The sequence below is a fragment of the Streptomyces sp. NPDC030893 genome, assembly GCF_055571535.1.
Genome location: NZ_JBVIFC010000009.1, coordinates 138,246 through 156,865, shown reverse-complemented (window position 1 = coordinate 156,865; position 18,620 = coordinate 138,246). Strand labels below are relative to the sequence as shown.

The 18,620-nt window shown below is 74.4% G+C and carries 18 protein-coding genes; 8 read left to right on the top strand and 10 right to left on the bottom strand.

Translation table 11 applies throughout. The features are described from left to right. Positions 1–157: 157 nt before the first annotated feature. Positions 158–529, top strand: coding sequence for a DUF6479 family protein (locus ACZ434_RS18980; RefSeq protein ID WP_468457173.1), 372 nt, complete (start codon positions 158–160; stop codon positions 527–529). Positions 530–535: 6 nt separating this feature from the next. Here the strand turns inward: ACZ434_RS18980 and ACZ434_RS18975 are convergent, their stop codons facing one another. Together ACZ434_RS18975 and ACZ434_RS18970 are read right to left on the bottom strand one after the other, a co-directional pair. Next, positions 536–1,309 (bottom strand): Ig-like domain-containing protein, encoded by a 774-nt coding sequence (locus ACZ434_RS18975; RefSeq protein ID WP_468457171.1) that lies wholly within the window; start codon positions 1,307–1,309, stop codon positions 536–538. A 202-nt stretch (positions 1,310–1,511) separates the two neighbouring features. Continuing rightward, positions 1,512–3,215 (bottom strand): glycoside hydrolase family 13 protein, encoded by a 1,704-nt coding sequence (locus ACZ434_RS18970; RefSeq protein WP_468457169.1) that lies wholly within the window; start codon positions 3,213–3,215, stop codon positions 1,512–1,514. Positions 3,216–3,394: 179 nt separating this feature from the next. On the opposite strand from ACZ434_RS18970, the gene ACZ434_RS18965 reads away from it, so the two are divergent. Beyond that, positions 3,395–3,925: a copper chaperone PCu(A)C gene (locus ACZ434_RS18965; RefSeq protein ID WP_468457167.1), complete on the top strand. Its 531-nt coding sequence runs from the start codon at positions 3,395–3,397 to the stop codon at positions 3,923–3,925. 1 nt (position 3,926) lies between these two features. Here ACZ434_RS18965 and ACZ434_RS18960 read toward each other — a convergent pair whose 3' ends face one another. Next, positions 3,927–4,910, bottom strand: a complete 984-nt coding sequence (locus tag ACZ434_RS18960; protein WP_468457165.1) for a nucleoside hydrolase — start codon at positions 4,908–4,910, stop codon at positions 3,927–3,929. Between the two features lie 352 nt (positions 4,911–5,262). Here ACZ434_RS18960 and ACZ434_RS18955 point away from each other — a divergent pair, with 352 nt between their 5' ends. Then, entirely contained in the window at positions 5,263–6,093 is an 831-nt protein-coding gene (locus ACZ434_RS18955; protein WP_468457163.1) for a hypothetical protein, read from the top strand. Between the two features lie 47 nt (positions 6,094–6,140). On the opposite strand, the gene ACZ434_RS18950 is transcribed toward ACZ434_RS18955, so the two are convergent. The 3 genes from ACZ434_RS18950 to ACZ434_RS18940 form a co-directional block, all read right to left on the bottom strand. Further along, a complete protein-coding gene (locus ACZ434_RS18950) occupies positions 6,141–6,416 on the bottom strand; it encodes a hypothetical protein (RefSeq protein WP_468457161.1) in 276 nt (91 codons plus the stop codon). Positions 6,417–6,444: 28 nt separating this feature from the next. Further along, entirely contained in the window at positions 6,445–7,218 is a 774-nt protein-coding gene (locus ACZ434_RS18945; RefSeq protein ID WP_468457159.1) for a GAF and ANTAR domain-containing protein, read from the bottom strand. Between the two features lie 80 nt (positions 7,219–7,298). Then, positions 7,299–8,642 carry a tetratricopeptide repeat protein gene (locus ACZ434_RS18940; protein WP_468457157.1) on the bottom strand — a complete coding sequence of 448 codons (1,344 nt, stop codon included), beginning with the start codon at positions 8,640–8,642 and terminating at the stop codon, positions 7,299–7,301. Positions 8,643–8,739: 97 nt separating this feature from the next. On the opposite strand from ACZ434_RS18940, the gene ACZ434_RS18935 reads away from it, so the two are divergent. Next, positions 8,740–8,907 (top strand): hypothetical protein, encoded by a 168-nt coding sequence (locus ACZ434_RS18935; protein ID WP_468457155.1) that lies wholly within the window; start codon positions 8,740–8,742, stop codon positions 8,905–8,907. 304 nt (positions 8,908–9,211) lie between these two features. Here ACZ434_RS18935 and ACZ434_RS18930 read toward each other — a convergent pair whose 3' ends face one another. Together ACZ434_RS18930 and ACZ434_RS18925 are read right to left on the bottom strand one after the other, a co-directional pair. After that, a complete protein-coding gene (locus ACZ434_RS18930) occupies positions 9,212–10,297 on the bottom strand; it encodes a hypothetical protein (RefSeq protein ID WP_468457153.1) in 1,086 nt (361 codons plus the stop codon). A gap of 67 nt (positions 10,298–10,364) precedes the next feature. After that, complete coding sequence (locus tag ACZ434_RS18925; protein ID WP_468457392.1) at positions 10,365–11,492, bottom strand: PP2C family protein-serine/threonine phosphatase; 1,128 nt, start codon at positions 11,490–11,492, stop codon at positions 10,365–10,367. Positions 11,493–11,707: 215 nt separating this feature from the next. Between ACZ434_RS18925 and ACZ434_RS18920 the strand changes: the two genes are divergently transcribed. The 3 genes from ACZ434_RS18920 (at position 11,708) to ACZ434_RS18910 (ending at position 14,375) form a co-directional block, all read left to right on the top strand. Further along, complete coding sequence (locus ACZ434_RS18920) at positions 11,708–12,148, top strand: hypothetical protein (protein WP_468457151.1); 441 nt, start codon at positions 11,708–11,710, stop codon at positions 12,146–12,148. Positions 12,149–12,376: 228 nt separating this feature from the next. Next, on the top strand, positions 12,377–13,324 hold the full coding sequence (locus ACZ434_RS18915; protein ID WP_468457149.1) for a hypothetical protein: 948 nt from the start codon (positions 12,377–12,379) through the stop codon (positions 13,322–13,324). A 43-nt stretch (positions 13,325–13,367) separates the two neighbouring features. Next, complete coding sequence (locus ACZ434_RS18910; protein ID WP_468457147.1) at positions 13,368–14,375, top strand: endonuclease/exonuclease/phosphatase family protein; 1,008 nt, start codon at positions 13,368–13,370, stop codon at positions 14,373–14,375. A 252-nt stretch (positions 14,376–14,627) separates the two neighbouring features. Here the strand turns inward: ACZ434_RS18910 and snpA are convergent, their stop codons facing one another. Then, positions 14,628–15,302 (bottom strand): snapalysin, encoded by a 675-nt coding sequence (gene snpA / locus ACZ434_RS18905; protein ID WP_468457389.1) that lies wholly within the window; start codon positions 15,300–15,302, stop codon positions 14,628–14,630. Positions 15,303–15,515: 213 nt separating this feature from the next. Between snpA and ACZ434_RS18900 the strand changes: the two genes are divergently transcribed. Continuing rightward, positions 15,516–16,439, top strand: a complete 924-nt coding sequence (locus ACZ434_RS18900) for a LysR family transcriptional regulator (protein ID WP_468457145.1) — start codon at positions 15,516–15,518, stop codon at positions 16,437–16,439. A 41-nt stretch (positions 16,440–16,480) separates the two neighbouring features. Here the strand turns inward: ACZ434_RS18900 and ACZ434_RS18895 are convergent, their stop codons facing one another. Next, a complete protein-coding gene (locus ACZ434_RS18895) occupies positions 16,481–18,553 on the bottom strand; it encodes a PhoX family protein (protein WP_468457143.1) in 2,073 nt (690 codons plus the stop codon). Positions 18,554–18,620 lie beyond the last annotated feature (67 nt).

Genomic DNA, 18,620 nt, shown 5'->3' with positions numbered 1-18,620 from the left:
TCTGGCCGAAATCTGCCACGCGGCGGGGCCGGGCGCGCGCCGGGACGAGCCGAACGAGCAAGGCACTCCCCTCGCGCCCGGGAGGCGTCGGCACCCTTGGCCAAAGATTCGGGCATTTAGGGAGCTTTATCTCATTTCCTCGTCCATACTCGGAGGCATGAGCACCGCAGCGTATGAACTCATCGCCGTCAGTCAGAACGTGTGGAACCTGACCGCGGCCTTCATCGGCGGGCTGATCGTGGCCGGCGCGCTGATCTGGGCCGTACGTGTCGGAATGCGGGTGATGGACCAGGAGTCCCCCCGCCCCACACCCGAGCAACAGCCGAAGCTGCCGGACGGCGGCGCGGTCCGCGAGATGCGGGAGATGCGCGAGCCGGACGAGATGCCGCGGGTCGAGCGGACCGGGTCCCGGCTCATGCCCTACGAGATCCATCACTCCGGTTCCAGGACCGGCAAGGACCAGCAGCGCAAGCGCTGGCTGCCCGGGTCCAGCGGGGCCTTCGGCAGCGGAGGCCCCGGGCACGTCTGACAGGTCCTAGCGGGCCACCGTGATCTGGATCTGCTCGCTCGCCGCGCTCACCCCGTTGAGGGTGGCGGTGGCCTGGAGCCGGTTGGGGCCCTCGGGGAGGGCCCGGTCGGGGGTGCAGACCCAGAGGCCGTCGGAACCGGTGGTGTCGGTGCACACCTCGTCGCCGTCCTTGTCGGAGACGGTGATCTGCGCGCCGGGATGGGCCCGGCCCGCGATCGCCGGCCGTCCCTCCAGCGGCACACCGGACTCGGGGCGGGCCAGGGTCGGCTCGGCCAGCCCCACCGTCACCTGACACCCGCCCATCGCTCTGACCTGGCCGTCCGCGTCCGCGAGCCGCAGGACGCAGCCGCTCAGCCGGGTGCCCGGGACCGCGTCGGCGGGCATCGCGAGGACGAAGGGGAAGGCTCCGTCGCGCCACGGCCGCTCGGCGGCGGTGGGGAGTGCCGTGTACGTGGCGGTACGGCCGTCGGCGGCCACCGTGCCCCGGTAGCCGGGGGTGTCGAGGGGGACGCCGGTCACCCGGGTGCCGGGCGGTGCGGTCAGCGTGAGGGTGGAGGCGGTGCCGAGCGGTGGTGTCGGCGGCGGTGTCGTGAAGCCTTTCGCCTCGATGATGCCGTCACGGCCGGGCGGGATCGTCGTGTCGCCCCACAGCACCGCGGGCTGGGCAGCCGGGATCACCGGGGTCGCGCCGGACGTGCCGGTCTGCAACCACACGGCCGCGAGCAGGCCGGCGGCGGTCAGGGCGGTGGCGGTGGCGGTGGGTCTGCTGGAGCTGGTCATCGTCGGCGGTCTCCCTGTGGGGCTGGCACGGACACACCTGGCACCGATTCTGTGGGCGGCCCCGCGGGGGCGCTCGCGCCGGCGGCCGTACGGGTGCAGCGCGGGGCCCCCTCGGGGTCGACCAGGTGTCCGGCGTTGGTGCTGGGCGGGGGGTGTTCGCGCAGCCCGGCGCCGGCGGGGTGCCCTGCTGGAGCGGGAGGGGTCAGTGGGTGAGCCAGGCGGTTGTGTCGGGGGGGAGGTGGCCGTTGTTCAGGGGGGTGCTGGTGAGGAGGAGTTCGCCCGGGGGGAGCGGGACCGGGGTGGGGGACAGGTTGGCCACGCAGCGCCAGCCGTCGCCGCGGTCGAACTGGAGGACACCGGCCGGGGTGTCCTCCGCCCAGGTCAGCGTCTCGCCGTCGAGTAGTTTGCGGCGCAGCCGCAGCGCCGTGCGGTACAGCTCCAGGGTCGAGCCCTCCACCCCGTCCTGTGCCTCGACGGCGTACGTGGCGAAGGACGGCGGCTGCGGCAGCCAGGCGCCGGCCGCGCCGAAGCCGTACGACGGGCCGGCCGTGGTCCACGGCAGCGGCACCCGGCAGCCGTCGCGGCCCTTGCGGACATGCCCGGTCTGTTCCCAGATGGGGTCCTGGAGCACCTCGGTGGGCAGGTCGGCGACCTCCGGCAGGCCGAGTTCCTCGCCCTGGTAGACGTACGCCGAACCGGGCAGCGCCAGCATCAGCAGGGTGGCGGCGCGGGCCCGGCGCAGTCCGGCGTCCGGGTCGACGGCGGGGGCGTGGCCGCCGGACAGCAGCCAGGCGTTGTCGTCGGTGCCCGGCGGCAGCACCAGCCGGGAGGCGTGCCGGATCACGTCGTGGTTGGAGAGCACCCAGGTCGCCGAGGCGCCGGCCGCGTGCGCGGTCGCGAGGGAGTCGGTGATCACCTGGCGGAGTTCGTCCGCGTCCCAGGGGGTCTGCAAGTACTCGAAGTTGAAGGCCTGGCCCAGTTCGTCGGGGCGGGCGTACAGGGCGCGCCGCTCGCCGGGGATCCAGGCCTCGGCGACGGCCGTGCGGGGCGGCGAGTAGGCGTCGAGGATCTTGCGCCAGTCGCGGTAGATCTCGTGCACCTCGTCGCGGTCGTAGAACGGGTGGGTGCCGGGCGGGAAGTCGGTGAGGGCGGCCTCGCCGCCCGCCGCGTGGGCGCCGAGGTCGCGCAGCGGCTCGCTCAGGTCCTTGGCGAGGGCGTGCGCCACGTCGACCCGGAAGCCGTCCACGCCCCGGTCGGACCAGAACCGCAGGGTGGTGCGGTGGTCGTCGCGGACGTCCTGGTGGCCCCAGTTGAGGTCGGGCTGCTCGGCGGCGAAGAGGTGCAGGTACCACTGCCCGTCCGGGACCCGCTGCCAGGCGCTGCCGCCGAACACGGACTGCCAGTCGGTGGGCGGCAGCTCGCCCTGCTCGCCCCGGCCGTCCCGGAAGACGTAGCGGTCGCGGGCGGGTGAGCCGGGGCCCGCGCGCAGCGCCTCCTGGAACCAGACGTGCTGGTGGGAGGTGTGGTTGGGGACGATGTCGACGATCACCTTCAGGCCGAGCCGGTGGGCCTCGCGGACCAGTGCGTCGAAGTCGTCGAGGGTGCCCAGGCGCGGGTCGACGTCGCGCGGGTCGGCGACGTCGTAGCCGCCGTCGGCCAGCTCGGAGGGGTAGAACGGGCTCAGCCACAGGGCGTCGACGCCGAGGGCGGCGAGATGGGTGAGGCGCCGGGTGATGCCGCGCAGGTCACCGAGTCCGTCGCCGTCGGCGTCGGCGAAGCTGCGGGGGTAGATCTGGTAGACGACGGCCTGCCGCCACCAGTCGGGGTTCCGGGAGGAGAGGTCGGGCGTGGCGTCGGGTGCGGGGTGCGGCGGCCGGGCGTCGGACGGGGCGGGGCGAGCGGTCACTCGGTCTCCTCTGGGTGCGTGCGGGTACCGGCAGAGAATCTGTCCACACCACCGTAAAAGTGAACACTCGGACAGCGGGGAGTCATCGTCCCGGGTGTCGCGGAGTCACTTCCATCCGTTTTGCTGCTTTCCTCCGGGTTACCCAGGTGCGGAGAACCCGCCCGGCGAGAGGAGCGGTCATGGCCCTGACCCGTACGCGCGCCCGGAACGGCCTGGCGGCCGGCGCGCTCGCCGTCGCCCTCGCCCTGCTGGGCAGCGGGTGCGGCGCGGACGACGACTTCTCCCTGCCGGACTGGGACGCGCCGGGGCAGAACACCCGCGTCGGGGACCTCATGATCCGGTACGCGCACCTGGCCGAGCCGACGGGCGGCCCGTGGCAGCCGGGCGACGACGTGCCCGCGTACGTGTGGCTCTACAACAAGAGCGGCGGGGCCGACCGGCTGGTCGGTGCGAGTTCGCCGATGGCCGCGTCCGTCGACATCGTCGACGCGGACGGCAAGCCCCTGCCGGACGGCGTGGAGCTGCCCAAGAACGACCTGGTCGAACTGGAACCCGGCAGGAACCACCTGCTGCTGCGGGACGTGCGCGAGGTGATCCGGGGCGGCGACGCCACCGAGATCACCCTGCGGTTCGAGGACGCCGGCTCGACCACCTTCGTCATCCAGGCGCAGCCGCCCGTCTACGACGACAGCCCCTCCCCCAAGCAGTGACCTACCGCGGGACCCGCTCCACCGTCTCCAGGTACAGCTTCACGTAGCGCGCCACGTCCACGTCCAGGCCGACGTCCACCAGGGGCTGCTCGCGGACGCCCTCGTGGAGTTCGGACTCGCCGGCCCGGGGGCGGCGGTCGACCACCGTCTGGCCGCGCGCCGGGCCGGGGGCGAGGGACACCTCGACCGGCAGGCGGTGGGTGGTCAGGCCCTCCGGGTCGGCGACCGCGCACAGCGCGCCCGCGTCGCCCAGGCCGCCCGCGTCCTCGGCGGGATCGTCGGGGCTGCTGCCCGGGTGGGCCGGACGGTGGGCGAGCAGGTCACCGGCGAGCCTGGCGCCCGGTTCGGCGCTCGCGCGCAGCCGCCGCACCTCCGCGCCCGGCACGACGACCCGGGTGAACACGTCCAGGCCGTACATGGTGATCGGTACGCCCGCGGTGAGCGTGATCGCGGCGGCCTCCGGGTCGTGCCACACGTTGAACTCGGCGACCGGTGTGGCGTTCCCGGCGCCCGCCGCGCCGCCCATGAAGACGATCCGCTCGATGTTGCGGGTCACCTCGGGATGGGTCCGCAGCATCAGCGCGATGTTGGTGAGCGGGGCGGTGGGCACGAGGGTGACCGGGCGGGGCGAGGCGAGGATCTCCCGGCGCAGCAGGGTCACCGCGTCCACACCGGCCGGGGCGCGGCGCGGGGCGGGCAGGCCGAGGTCGCCCATCCCGTCGTGGCCGTGGACGTGGCGTGCGGAGCGCGGCGCCTCGATCAGCGGGCGCCCGGCACCGCGCGCGACCGGAACGTCCGGCGCGCCCGCCTGCTCCAGCACGGTCAGCGTGTTGCGTACGACGCCGTCCACGTCCGTGTTCCCGGCCACGCAGGTGACGGCCCGCAGGTCGATCCCCGGGTGGCGTACGGCGAACAGCAGGGCCAGGGCGTCGTCGACACCGGTGTCGCAGTCGATGATCACCGGGACGGGCTGACCGTCGGTCACGGCGGCTCCTTCCGAGGGCGGGCATGCCCTGCGACCTTACGCGGCGCCAGACGGCGGTCCGCCGGCCGGCCGGGGAACCGGCGCCGCGTCCCGGCGTCAGCCGTACGACGACCAGCCCGCGCCACCCGCGCCCTCGCGCCCCCGGCCACCGCCTGGGGGACTGTGCGCGCCGCACCGCGCACACCGGAGGCACGCACCCCGCACGGCTTCGCCCCCGGCTGGGACGGTCCGTTTCCGGCGGGGCTCGTGCCTCACCCGGACGGCTCGCCGCGCTGGTGGGGCGTACGGCGTGGTGGTGGCGTAGGAGCACGGCCGCTCGTGGACGGCCCGGTTCCCCTCAGGAGGCACCCCGATGACCCATGCCCCGGCCGCCGCCCGCGCCCGCCTCGCCTCCGCGCTGTCCGTGGCGGCCCTGCTGGCCGCGGCGGGGTGCGTGGCCGTCGACCGGGACGTCCCCCGCGCCCTGCCCGAGGGCGTCTCCCAGCCCCCGGCCGAATCGGCGTCGGCCTCCGCCTCGTCCGCCGCCTCCGCCGGCGAACGCTCCGCCCCCGCCCCCTCCCCGTCCCCGCCCGCGCTGAGCGAGGCGCAGCTGCGGGAGGCGCTGATCACGGAGGCGGACCTGGGGGAGCCGTGGATGACCAGCCGGGGCGCGGCGACCTGGCGGGACGGGCTGCTCAAGGGGACCACCGACGACCCCGACTGCCGCCGCCTCCTCGACGTCCTCTACACGGAGGAGCTCTTCGGCACCCCGGCCGGCCCGCGCGTCACGGCCACCCTCGACGACACCTACAACGACGCCCAGCTGCGCTACCAGATCGCCGCGTACGGTTCCGCCGACGTGGACCGCGCCCTGGACTGGCTGGGCACGCTGCCCGAGAAGTGCGCACGCTTCCGCGCGACGACCCCCCGGGCCGGCACGCAGCTCGTCGAGGTGGCGCGGCTCACGCTCCCGGAGGCGGGCGACGCCCGGGCCGGCCTGCGCCTGCGTATGACGGGGGAGGCCTCCGACGGGGCACGCACCGCCCTCACCGTGAACCTCGCGGCGGTCCGCGTCGGCGAGGACACGATCACCCTCACCAACTCCGGCTTCGGCGCGGTCCTCCCGGAGGTCACCCAGGCGGTCACCCAGCTCGGCGCCGACCGCCTGGCGGAGATCGGACGGCAGGGGCGGGTACGGGTCTGAGCGACCGGCCGCCGGAGCCGGACCGGGCGGTGCACGGCTGCTCCCGGTCAGGCCATGCGGTCCACGGCCTGCTTGGCCTCGACCAGGCTCGCGCCCGTGGTCTCCCGGTACAGCTTGATCGCCTGCACCTGCTTGCCCTCGCGGACGAGGCCGATGATCTCGTCCTTCCTCGCGATCTCCTCCTCGATGCCCAAGTGGCCGAGCACCAGGTCGAGTTTGCGCTCGATGCGGGCGGCGCGGCGCTCGGCCCGGGAGAGGTGGGTCTGGATCGACGTGACGCCGATGATCACGACACAGGTGAGGAAGAGAAGCGCTATGTCCATGGTGCCGCAGCCTAGTTGTCGCCCCGTGTCACGGAGCGTCGAAGCGCCGGCGGTGGGAGACCACGTCCAGGGCCACCTCCAGGGCGGTACGGCCGTGGGCGAAGGCGTCACCGCGCAGCCGGGCCAGGGCCTCGTCGGCGCCGACACCGAGCTGGGCCATGATCATGCCGACGGCCTGGTGGACGCGGTCGTGGTCGGCGGCCAGTCCGCTGAGCCAGGGCTCCTCGTCGCCCTCCGGGACGCCGTACGGCAGGTCCATCAGCGCCACCGTCATCACCCCGGCGACGAGGCGGGCCACCCGGAGCTGGCGGGCGGTGAGTGAGCCGGGGGCGGCCCGGTAGAGGTCGAGGGTGCCGACGCAGACGTCGTCGCTGCCGAGGGGGAGCGCGTACACGGCCCGTACCCCGGTGCCGAGCGCCTGCTGGGCGAAGACGGGCCAGCGGTGGGCGCAGTCGGCGGCGGCGAGGTCGCGGGCGAGCACAGGGCGGCCGGTCTCCAGGACCTGGCGGCAGGGGCCGTCGCCCAGCGTGGCCTGGAGCTGGGCGAGCCGCGCGGCGCAGGGACCGGAGGCGGCGAGGTGGACGGGCAGGGGCATGGCGTCTCCGCGCAGCGACACGCTGGCGCCGTCCACGGGGAGCAGGGCGACGGCCACCGTGCAGAGCCGTCCCGGTACGGCGGCGGGCCCTGCCCCGCGCAACCCCGCCGCGATCGCCCCGGCGACCTGCTCGTACACCCCGTCGCCGGGGTCCCGGCCGGGGTCGTCCGGGTCGCCCGCAGGGCCGTCCCCGGGCCGCACACCCACCGCCTCCCGTCATGTCCGAAAGCGTCCCCCGACTACCCGTCCGGCCCTCCCCGAAACACCGCCGCCTGGTCAGCGGGGCGTCACAGCTGCGGCTGGGCCGGGGCGGGGCCCAGGGTGGTGGTGCCCGGGGCCGTACGGTGGCCCAGCCCGGTGCGGTAGGCGTCCAGGGCGGCTTCGACGCGGCCGCCGCGGCGCAGCAGGTCACCGAGGAGACGGCACAGGTCGGCCAGGTCACCGGCGGCGCCCGCGCGTTCCAGGAGGCTCAGGGCACGGACGTAGTGTTCCTCGGCCTCCTCGGCCCGCCCGTCGTCCTCGGCGATGATGCCGAGCAGCCGGTGCGCGGCCGCCGCGTGCACCGCGCCCCGCTCGGGGGACAGTCCGCCGAGCACGTCCCGCAGGAGTTCCGCCGCCTCCCGGGAGCTGCCGCGCCGGTGCAGCACGTCCGCCAGCTCCACCGTCAGCTGGCTGCTGTAGAGGGCCGCGCGGGTCGCGGACAGCATGTGCAGCGCCTCGCGCATCTCCTTCTCCGCGCGCTCCAGTTCACCGTTCTGCGCGTACACGTACCCGCGCATCCAGTGGCAGTTGGCCAGCTCGGTGCGGAGTTGCAGCCCCCGGTACAGCTCCGCCGCCTTGGCCAGCGAGGCGTCCGCCTCGGCCGGCCGGCCCTCGGCGAGCAGGGTGCGGGCGACGGAGCGGTGCATGCGCGCGACCAGCGCGGGGTCACCGGACTGCGGGGCCAGCGCCAGCGCGAACTCCGCCGCCTGCGCGGCACGCGCGTGCGCGCCCATGTCCATGTACGGTCCGATGGCGCTGGCGTAGAGCAGCAGCAGCGCGTCCGGGTCGTGCAGGCCGCCCCGGTTCAGCTCGTCGAGCGTGGACTCCAGCAGGTAGACCGCGTACCGCAGTTCCCCCGCCAGGTAGTGCGCGACGGCACGCCCGCGCAGCGCCGGCACCCGCGCGGTCAGCGGCGCGTCGGCGAGCCGGGCCTCCGCCCGCTCGAAGTACTCGCGCGCCTCGGCCAGTTCACCCGTCTCCAGGCCGCACTCCCCGAGCCCGAGCAGTGCGGCGGCCTCCTCCTCGGCCAGTCCCTGGGCCTCCGCCTCGGCGAGCAGCCCGGTGTACTGCTCCACCGCGGCCTCCGCCGCACCGCCGGCCAGGGTGCGCTGCGCCTCGGTCAGCCGCAGCCGCAGTTCGGTCACCAGGCGGGCCGGGCGTCCGGTCGCCAGTTCGTCGAACTCGACTCCCAGACGGTCGGCGAGATGCCGCAGCGCCTCGTCGGAGGGGCGTACCCGGCCGGCCTCCAGCGTGGAGATGTACGCGGGCGTGTACACCGGCTCGGCCAGCTGTTTCTGGGTCAGTCCGCGTGCCGTGCGCAGCCGCTGCACCCTGCGTCCGATGGTTCCCGGCTCGTCCCGACCGCCCATGTCAACTCCCCCAGTGCCTCTTGCCGTTCCCGTCCGGCAGCCCCTAGGTTAAACCGCGGATTAAACGTGCTTAACCCATCGGTGTTGCGAGGTCGCCGTGCTGGAACGCACACGCACCACAGAGCGTTACGCCCGAGGCTTCGCCGCGGCCGTCGCCGCGGTCGCGGCGCTGGTCCTGGCGGCGAACGCGGGCCCCGCCAAGGCCACCGCCGACCCCGGCGCCGACCAGCAGAAGACGGCACCGCTGGAAACGACGGTGCGATAGGAGCCGCGGCGGTCGCGCCGGCCCGCGCCGCCGGTGGGCCGTCACCGGGCCACCGGGCACCCGTGTGGGTCACATGCGACGGCACAGCGGTGTCCAACGCCGTCGCGCCCCTGCCTCCGCGAGCACCGCACCGAGCTCACCGACGCGGGCCGGGGCGGCGATCCGGCTCGCTGGTGGTGCACCCGGCCGATGGCCGCCTCGACGGCCGACGCGTCGGCCGAGCCGCCGCCCGCCGCCCGCCGCCCGCCGCCCGCCGCCGACAGGCCACCGCCTCACCGCACGCCGAGGAGGCTTCGTACCCCGCTCAGCTCTGCGTCTGCAACTGCCGCAGCTGACGCCGCACATGGTCCAGCGCGCCCGCCCGCCGGCCGGGCACCCGCCCGCGCAACTCCGCGAGCACCGCGCCGAGTTCGCGGGCGCGGGCCGGGTCGGCGATCCGGCCCCACTGGTGGTGCGCCCGGTCCACGGCCGCCTCGACGGCCGGCGCGTCGGCCGGCTGCCCGGCGGCCAGCCGCGCGGTGGCCACCGACAGCCAGCCGCGGCAGCTGCGCACGGCGTCCCCGGCCAGCATCGCCAGGTCCGACCGGACCTCGCTCCAGTGCATCGCCTCCTCGGAGGCGGGGCCGTGGGCGAGACCGGCCGCCTGCTCCAGCCGCGCGGCGAGCGCGTCCGCGTCCGCGTGCCGGCCGGCGCGCACGGCGGCCGTGACGGCAGCGTGCGGGTCGCCCGGAAGCGGCCCGCGCTGCGCCAGCAGCAGATCCCGGCCCGCGCTCTCCGGCGCGATCCGGGTCAGCGCCCGCTCGTGCAGCTCCTCCTCCGGCGGTCGCCGCCCGCTGCGCAGGATCGTCGCGACCGCCTTCATGTACGCCGGTGCCGCGACCGTACGACGGGACGGCGGTGGTGCGACGCGACCGTGAACGGTGTTGTCCCGCCCGCAGTCGAGCAGGCCCGGGCCCGACCCCGGCGGCCGGGGCTCGCACAGCGACCGCCAGGTCTCCGCGTCGGCGTGCAGATCGAGGATCAGGGTCGTCGCGCCGGCCGGACGCAGCCGCAGCTCCTCCCGGAACCACTGCCACGGCAGCGCCGTGTACCGCACGGTGGACGCGGTCGTCCGGGCGAGCGCCAGATGGGGCAGCCGCTGCCTGCGGTCGAGCTGGAGCTGCCCGGTCACGTACACGGTCAGCGGCCCCGGCGCGGCGGCCGCCGCGCGCAGCCGGGTCAGTACGGCCTGCGGCTCCAGCGGGTCGGCGAGTTCGACGACGTTCGCGGTGTCCGTGCCGGACAGCACGGCGGGCGGCACGGCGCCGAGGACCGGCAGCACGGACGCCGCGTCCACCAGCCGCCCGCGGCCCAGCGGCGCGGCCGCCAGCAGCAGCACGGTTCCGGGCATGGTCCCCTCCCCCTGTCGATCACCTACGGCAGCACGGTAACGGCTGCGCCTGCAAAGAGTGGGGTGACTACGGAGTACGTCCCCCTTCGCGCCCTTCGCGTCCCCCCGCACGGGTCCGCCGCACCGCGAACGCGGTGGTGTCGTCGGCCAGATGCCCCTCGCAGTGCCGCAGCGTGCCGTCCCGTACGAAGGCCACCAGCCGGGCCGGTGCGGCGGTCCGCGGATCCACCGCCACCGCGCGGGTCACCTGCTCCGCGAGCCGGTAGAAGCGGCCACCGGCGTCCCGGGCCTCGGTCACCCCGTCGGTGACCACCAGCAGCGTCTCGTCCCTGGCCAGTGGCACCCGGCGGGGGCGCGGCGCCCCGGGGGCGAGGTCGCCGTAGCCGAGCGGCAGCACGCCCGGCACCGGCAGGATGCGTACGCCCCCGGGGCCGACGGCGAGCGGCGGTTCGTGCCCGAACACGATCGCGTCCACGACATCGCCGCGGTCCGCGGGGAAATCGAGCAGGACGGCGGTGGCGAACCGGTCGCCGTCGTCCCGGCCCAGCGCCGTGGTGTAGCCGCGGTGGCGCACCATCCGCTCCTCCAGCCGGTCGGCGACGACCGACAGGTCCGCCTCGTAGTAGCCGGCCTCACGGAACGCGCTGAGCAGCACCGACGCCGTCTCCACCGCGCCCAGCCCCTTGCCCTGCACATCCCCGACGAACACGCGCGTGCCGTGCGGGCCCGGCTGGATGTCGTAGAAGTCGCCGCCCACCCGGGCCTCGGCGTCGGCGGTGAGGTAGATCCCGGCGTGGTCCAGGCCGCCCCAGCGCCTGGGCAGGGGGCGCAGCACGGTGCGGCGGACGGTCTCGGTGACGTCCCGCATGTGCAGCGCGCGCCGCTCGCCGCGCACCCGCACCACACAGGCCAGCGTGGCGAGGATGCCACCGGTGGCGACGAGGATGAAGTCCGGCAGCCCCGCCTGGAACTGGTGCGGCCAGGCACTGTCCGCGATGCTGTACACCAGCATCGCGAGCGCCGCGTACAGGGCCGTGCCCCACACCCCGCAGATGGCGGCGGCGATGCCCGGCACCAGCACGATCCAGGAGAGCGTCCGGAACTCGCCGGTGGTGTTGTAGTCGGCCACCGTGATGGCCGCGAGCAGCAGCAGCGGCGGCATCCAGGCGACGCTGCGGCCCCGGATCCGGAGCATCTCGTGCCGCTGCACGACGTCCCGGCGGCCGGCCCGCGGGTACCGGTCGTGCAGGCCCTGTCCGCCGCTGCCCGGACTCACCGCCCCAGCGAAACACGGCCCCGCACGGCCCGCATCCGGTCCCCGCGCCGCCGCCGGATCCGTGCGGCCGACTTGCCGTCGCGCCCCGGCGGGTGTGCTCTGGTAGGCGGGGGCGAGGAGAGAGGAGTGCTCTCATGGCGCACGCGGCACCCCGGCCCCGGGGAGCGATCGAGCGGGGCGGCACGACGGACGTCTTCAGCGGAAAGGTCCACCGGGCCGCGCTGGTCGCACTGCCCGTCCTCCTGGGTCTCGTGTACGGCTACTGGGCCGCGGCCAACCGGCGCTACGGCGGGCCCATCACCGGCGGGAACCTGCTGTTCGGCTTCCTCACCGCGCTCGTGTTCGCCGTGGTCCTCATGGCACTCCTCGTGCTGGCCCCGAAACTCCGGCGGGAACTCCACGCGGTGGTCTGGGCCGCGTTCTGCGGCGGCGCGGTCGGCTTCCTCTTCAGCCAGTCGGGCGGCAGCGTCCTGCGCTCGGCGGCCCTGGGCCTGGGGGTCACCGCGGGCGTCTTCGCCATCATGTTCTACCGCTTCTACACCCAGGAAGACGCCCAGGGCCACCGCATCCACTGACCCCGCTCCCGCGGGCAGTCGTGCCTCCCCCGGAGGGGGTACCCCCAGGGCGGCACGGGTGGGCGGTGTGGTGGGCGGTGGGGGCACCTCCCGCTCGAGCGAAGCCGAGAGTGGGGAGGCACCCCGCAAGCGCCGGGCTGCGCAACGACCCCCCGGCCCACCCCAACGCCGGCGCCCATTCGGCCCCCTGCACTCGCGCACCGCGCCCTCCGCCCCTTGCCTGGAGTGGTGGCCCACCAAGACACCCCCCGCCGCACCCGCCTGCGCACCACCCTCTCCGCCACCCTCCTCACCCTCACCTGTCTCCTCACCCCCTGCACCGCCCTCGCCACCTGGGCCACCCTCGCCCTCGCCGACACCGGCCGCTACGTCGAGACCATGGCCCCCCTGGCCACCGACCCCGCCGTACGGGACGCGGTCGCCGACACCGTGGGCGACGAGGTCACACGAAAACTGGCCCCAACACCGCGGGACGCCGACGCACACGCCACCCTCGCCCCCTTCGTACGCGACGCCGTCCACTCCTTCACCCGCACCGAAGCGTTCCGCACCGCCTGGGAGGCGGGAAACAGAGCCGTTCACGACGCCGTCCTGCACGCCCTGCGCGACGACACGGTCATCACGGGCCCGGTCACCGTCGACCTCGCCCCCGTCACCGCGCAGGTGAAGCAGCGGCTCACCGCCGACCGCATGCCCTACGCCCACCGCATCCCCGTCGAACACACCGTGGTCCCGGTGGTGCCGGCCGACGAGGTGGCCGGACTCCGGAAGGGGTACCACGTGCTGGACGCCGCCGCGTTCTGGCTGCCACTCACGACGGTCGTCCTCGCCGTCTCCGGCATCACCGTCGCCGCCTGCCGCCGCCGCGCGCTCACCGCCACCGGCCTGGGCACGGCGCTGGGCGGCGCCCTGCTGGTCCTCGCGGTCGCCCTCGGCCGCCGGCTCACCCTGGCCGACCTGCCCGACCGCCTCCACCACCCGGCGGCGGCCGCGATCTACGACGCCCTGACCGCCACCCTGCGTACCGCGTCCTGGCTGCTGCTCGCCCTGGGCCTGACGGTGGCCCTGGCGTCCTGGCTGGCCGGCCGCCGCCCACGCCGCCGCGAACGCCCGTCCCCGGAAACCGTCCCGGAAGACCGTTCCCGGAAACCACCCGCCACGCTCCCCCGTCCGTGAGGGAGGATTCGGGCATCGCATCCGCGAGCGGAGGGCCGGAACGTTGGACACTGCGACTGCCGCCGACCCGGCGGTCACCGACGGCACGAGGGGACGCCGGCCCGGGGGACGGCGCCGGTTCAGTACCTGGTGCGCGGCACTGCTGTTCGCCGGGGTGAGCGCGGTCGTCGGCTGCCGAGCCGCCGACACCGACGGCATCACACCGGTGCCGCAACTGCTCGCCTTCCTGCCCTGGCTGCTCGTCCCCACCGCCGCCGGTCTGCTGTTCACCCTGCGCGCCCGCTGGTGGACCGGCGCGGTGTGGGGCGTGGTCCTGCTGGGCCTGCTGGCCTGGTACATCGAGCCGTACGGCAAGACGGGCGAACCGGCCGGGCGGCCCGTCGCGGACCTACGGGTGCTGACCTCGAACGTGGAGTTCGGCCGGGCCACCGGCGCGCTGATCGACACCGTGCGCCGCGAGAAGCCGGACCTGGTGTTCGTCCAGGAGTGCGAGTACACCTGCGACGCGGCCCTGAAGCGGGAGCTGGCGGACACCTACCCGCACCGGCAGGCCGTGGAGGGCGGCGGATCCGAGGGCTCGGTCATCCTGAGCCGCTTCCCGCTCAAGGCCACCGAGGGTGTTCCCGGCACCATGGGCATGCCCGGCGCCGTCGCCGACGTCGAGGGTCACGCGGTACGGCTCCAGCTCGCCCACCCCATGCCGCCGCTGCCCGACCAGGTCCCCCTGTGGCAGCGGGAGCTGGGCCGGCTGCGCGACGCGGCCGCCGCCGCCCGGGACACCCCGACCGTGTTCGCCGGGGACTTCAACGCCACCCAGGACCACGCGGCGTTCCGCCGCATCCTCGACACCGGCCTGCGCGACGCGGCCCGCCTCGACGGCGCCGACCGCACCCCGACCTGGCCGTCCCGCACCGCTCCGGCCTTCGGCGCCCAGATCGACCACATCCTGGTCTCGAAGCACTTCACCGCCCGCAAGACCCGCTTCCTCCCCCTCCCCCACACCGACCACCACACCCTGCTGACCGACCTAACCCTGCACACCCACTCCTGACGCACCAGCACCGCGAAACTGCGAGCACCAGCACCGCCCAACTGCGGGCACCCGCGCCGCCCAACTGCGGGCAATCGTGCCGCTGGGGCGGCACGGGTGGGCGCAGCGGCACCCCGCAATCGCCGGGCTGCGCAACACCCCCCGGACCACCCCCACCCCGTGCGGCTACGGAAACACCGGGCCACCGGGCCACCGGGCCACCGGGCCACCGGGTCACCGGGTCACCGGGTCACCGGACAACCCGGTACCCGATCACCCCGCAGACTTCTGCAACGCCTTCTCCGCCTCATCCAACGCCGCCGCAAACCCACTCGCCCACAACCGGTTCACCCGAGACCGCTCCGCGGAGTTCGGGTACGCGTTCGTGCACGACGGCCCCGGCCCACCCCCCGACATCAGCTCACTGCACGGCCCGGAGTAGTGGTCCGGCAGCCCCAGCACATGCCCCGTCTCGTGCGCGGTCACGCGCGTGGAGTCGTAGACCTGGTTCTGCCGGTAGTCGAGGAAGATGTACCCCCGCCCGTGCCCGTCCGTGGACGCGTACGAGCCGCGGGGGTCGTTCCCCTCGTAGTACGAGAAGTCCGCGCCCGAGGTACCGGCCTGGAGTCTCACGTTGGAGACCGAGCTGTTCCAGATCTGCGTGCTGCGGGCTATCTGCGTGGCGAACGACGGCGCCCGGGAGGCGTTGTAGACGACGGTGACGGCGGCGGCGCCCGACGGATCGGCCGCCCGCTTCTCGGCCGCCGACTTCAGCACGGCCTCGAAGAACGCACGGTTCGCCGCGGCCTCCTCCGAGGAACCGTCGTACGCGGCGAACGAGGGCACCGCGTCGACGGGCGCGGGGGCGGCCGCCGCCGGGACCGCGCCGAGGCCGAGCGCCGTGACGCTCAGGCCGGCGGCCGTCAGCACGGACAGGGACATGCGCATACGGATACGCATCGATGACTCCTTCGGTGGGGGTGAGTCACATGTCATCGGTGAGTGTCCGCGCCCGTACGGCGGCTGTGATGATGGCAACCGGTGATAGGACCGCGCTATCGCCGCACTCCGGCCAAGCCCTCCCGTCCGCCCGACTCCGCCTGAACGGGCGGGGTTTGGGAGTCTGGTGAAAGCTGAACTTCCGCCTTACCCTCCCAGGGCATGGAGCTCGAGGTCAGGCACCTCAGGGCGTTGTGCGCGATCGCCGACACCGGCAGTCTGCACCGCGCCGCACGTCAACTCGGCGTGGCCCAGCCCTCGTTGAGCACGCAGCTGCGGCGCATCGAACAGGAGCTGGGCGGTGCCCTGTTCGTGCGCGCACGCACCGGCTGCCGTCCCACCCCGCTGGGCCGGCTGGTGCTCAGCCGCGCCCGCCCGCTCGTCACCGAGCTGCGCTCCCTGGTCACGGAGGCCCGCGCCGCCGCCCTCGGCGGCCGGCAACTGCGCATCGGCTCGACCGCGAGCCGGGCGCTGGCCGGCTGGCTGCGCCGACTGCGCCGGCACTGCCAGGAGCCCACCCTGCACATGGACGTCTCCGCCAACGCCCTCCTGCGCATGGTCGCCGACTGCCAGCTCGACGTCGCCTTCGTGCACGAGGTCGAGGGCTGCCCGCTGCGCGTCCCCGAGGGCCTGCGCACCCGGGTCCTCATCGAGCGCGAACCGCAGTTCGTGTCGCTCCCGGCCGACCATCCGGCCGCCGCGCAGCCGGTCGTCCACCTGTCCGAGCTGGCCGGTGACCGCTGGATGATCGACCCGACGGTCGACGGCGAGTGGGACGCCGTACGCCGTGTCCTGCGCGCCGCCGGAATCAGCCCGCGCGTGCTGCACGGCGACTACCACACCGCCGCGTCGCTGGTGGCCACCGGCGAGGTCGTCACCGTGTGCCAGCCGACCTCGCCCTCCCGCCCCGAGACGGCGGTGCGCCGCCTGCACGGCGACCCGCTCGGCGTACGGCTGCTGCTGGCGGCCCGTACGGACACGGAGCTGGAGGGCGTCTACCCCGACCTGGCCGACGCCTACCGGGAAGTGGCCCGCCAGGCACCGGCGTACCGTGAGTGGCTGGAGGACCTGGTACCGGGCCCCTGACCCCCGCCCAGTCCCCCCAGCCATTCCCTCCGGTCCCCGCGTCAGACGCCGATGTCCCGCCCGTCCGCACGCCACACCGCGACCACGGCCGGCCGGACGTACGTGCCGGGGCCGTCGGGCCAGGTGCTGGCAGGCTTGTCGACCGTCGCCCCGTCCACCTCGCCCGGGTGCTGCACGGCGACCAGCACCCGCCGGTCCTGAATGATCGGGCCGCAGGTCTCCGCACCGTTCGGCACGGTGAGGAACTGCTTCAGCTCACCGCGCCGGTCACCGCGCGTGGCGACACCGAAGAGGCCGTCGTGGGAGCCGAGGGCGCTGCCGTCGGTGGAGATCCACAGGTTGCCGTGGTCGTCGAAGGCGACGTTGTCCGGGCAGGAGATCGGGCTGACGGAGTCCTTCGGGAACCCGGCGAAGTACGTCGCCGGGTCCTCCGGGTCACCCGCGACCAGGAACAGCGACCAGGCGAACCTCGTGCTCTCCGGCCGGTTCCAGCGCTCGGTGAGCTCCAGGATGTGGCCGTGCTTGTTGGCGTGGCGGGGGTTGGCCTCGTCGGCGGCGGGGTAACCGGCCTTGCCGCGGTTGGAGTTGTTGGTGAGCGCGACGTACACCTTGCCGGTGACCGGGTTGGGCTCGATGTCCTCGGGCCGGTCCATCTTGGTGGCGCCCACCTTGTCACCGGCCAGGCGCGTGAAAACGAAGACCTCCTCGGCGGTCATGCCCTCGACGTGCGAGACGGCACCGCGGGCGGTGGCGGTGGCCAGCGGGATCCACTCGCCGCTGCCGTCGAACTCGCCGTCCCGGGGCAGCTTGCCCGTGCCGTCGATCTCGATCGCGGGCGAGTCACCGGTCAGTCGGGCGACGTACAGCGTCCCCTCGTCGAGCAGCGTGAGGTTGTGCTCGCGCGCCCAGCGGCTGTTCCCGTGCCGCATCCGCTTGCTGCCGACGAACTTGTAGAAGTAGTCGAACCGCTCGTCGTCCCCGCTGTAGACGACCGGCCGCCCGTCGTGCGTCAGCCGCACGGTCGCCGCCTCGTGCTTGAACCGGCCGAGCGCGGTGCGCTTGCGCGGCACCGAGTCGGGGTCGTACGGGTCGAGTTCGACGACGTAACCGAACCGGTGCGCCTCGTTCGGCTCCTGCGCCAGGTCGAACCGCTTGTCGAACCGCTCCCACTTGCGCTCGGTGCCGCCGGTGCCGATCCCGTACCGCTTGTCGGTCGCGCTGCTGCCGTGGGCGAAGTACTGGTTGAAGTTCTCCTCGCCGTGCAGGGTCGTACCCCACGGAGTGGTGCCGCCGGCGCAGTTGTTGAGGGTGCCGAGCACCTTCCGCCCGCTCGGGTCGGCGGACGTCCTCACCAGGTCGGACCCGGCGGCCGGTCCGGTCAGCCGGAACTCGGAGGTGGCGGTGAGCCGCCGGTTGAGGTGGTGCCGGGTGACGGGCGTCAGCTTGCCGCTGCGCCGCTCCTCCTCGACCGCGACCACGGCGAGCCCGTGCGCGGCCCAGGCGATCTCCACCTGCTCGCGGGTGGGGTTGTCGGCGTCGTAGTCCCGGAACATCAGGACCTCGTCGGTGTACTCGTGGTTGGCGACGAGCAGCTGCCGGCCGCGCTCGCCCTTGAGGGGCAGCAGCGACAGGAAGTCGCAGTTGTACCCGAACTGCCCGGCCTGCGCCCTGGCGCTCTGCCGCTCGGGGTCGAAGGCGGGCGCTCCGCGCAGGATCGGCTCGCCCCAGCGGATCACGACGTTCTGACGGTAGCCCTCCGGCACGGTCACCGCGTCGTTCGTGTTGGGCGCGACGGGCGTGAACCGCAGACCGCGGGCGCCCTTGGGTTTGTGCGGGTGACGGCCCTTGACGGCGGGCGCCGCCTGCGCCTCGGGTGCGGCGGCGACGCCGACCGCCCCGGCACCGGCCGCGGCGACGGTCACGACAGCCGCGGCACGCATCATGGACCGACGGCTGAGGGCGCCGGCGATGACGTCACCGACGTACTCGTTGGAGCTGGTGTTGGGCACCTCGTGGAAACAGGCGTCACCACACCGGAAACGACAAGTCATGGCGGACCGGCCGCCGGGGTGCGAACCGGACGGCGTTCCGATCAACGGCAGCAGCTTTCGCACGTTTTCTCTCCTTGGATGCCCGTGGTGTCAGCGAGACCGTAGGAGCACATATGTGCGGTAGCCGGGC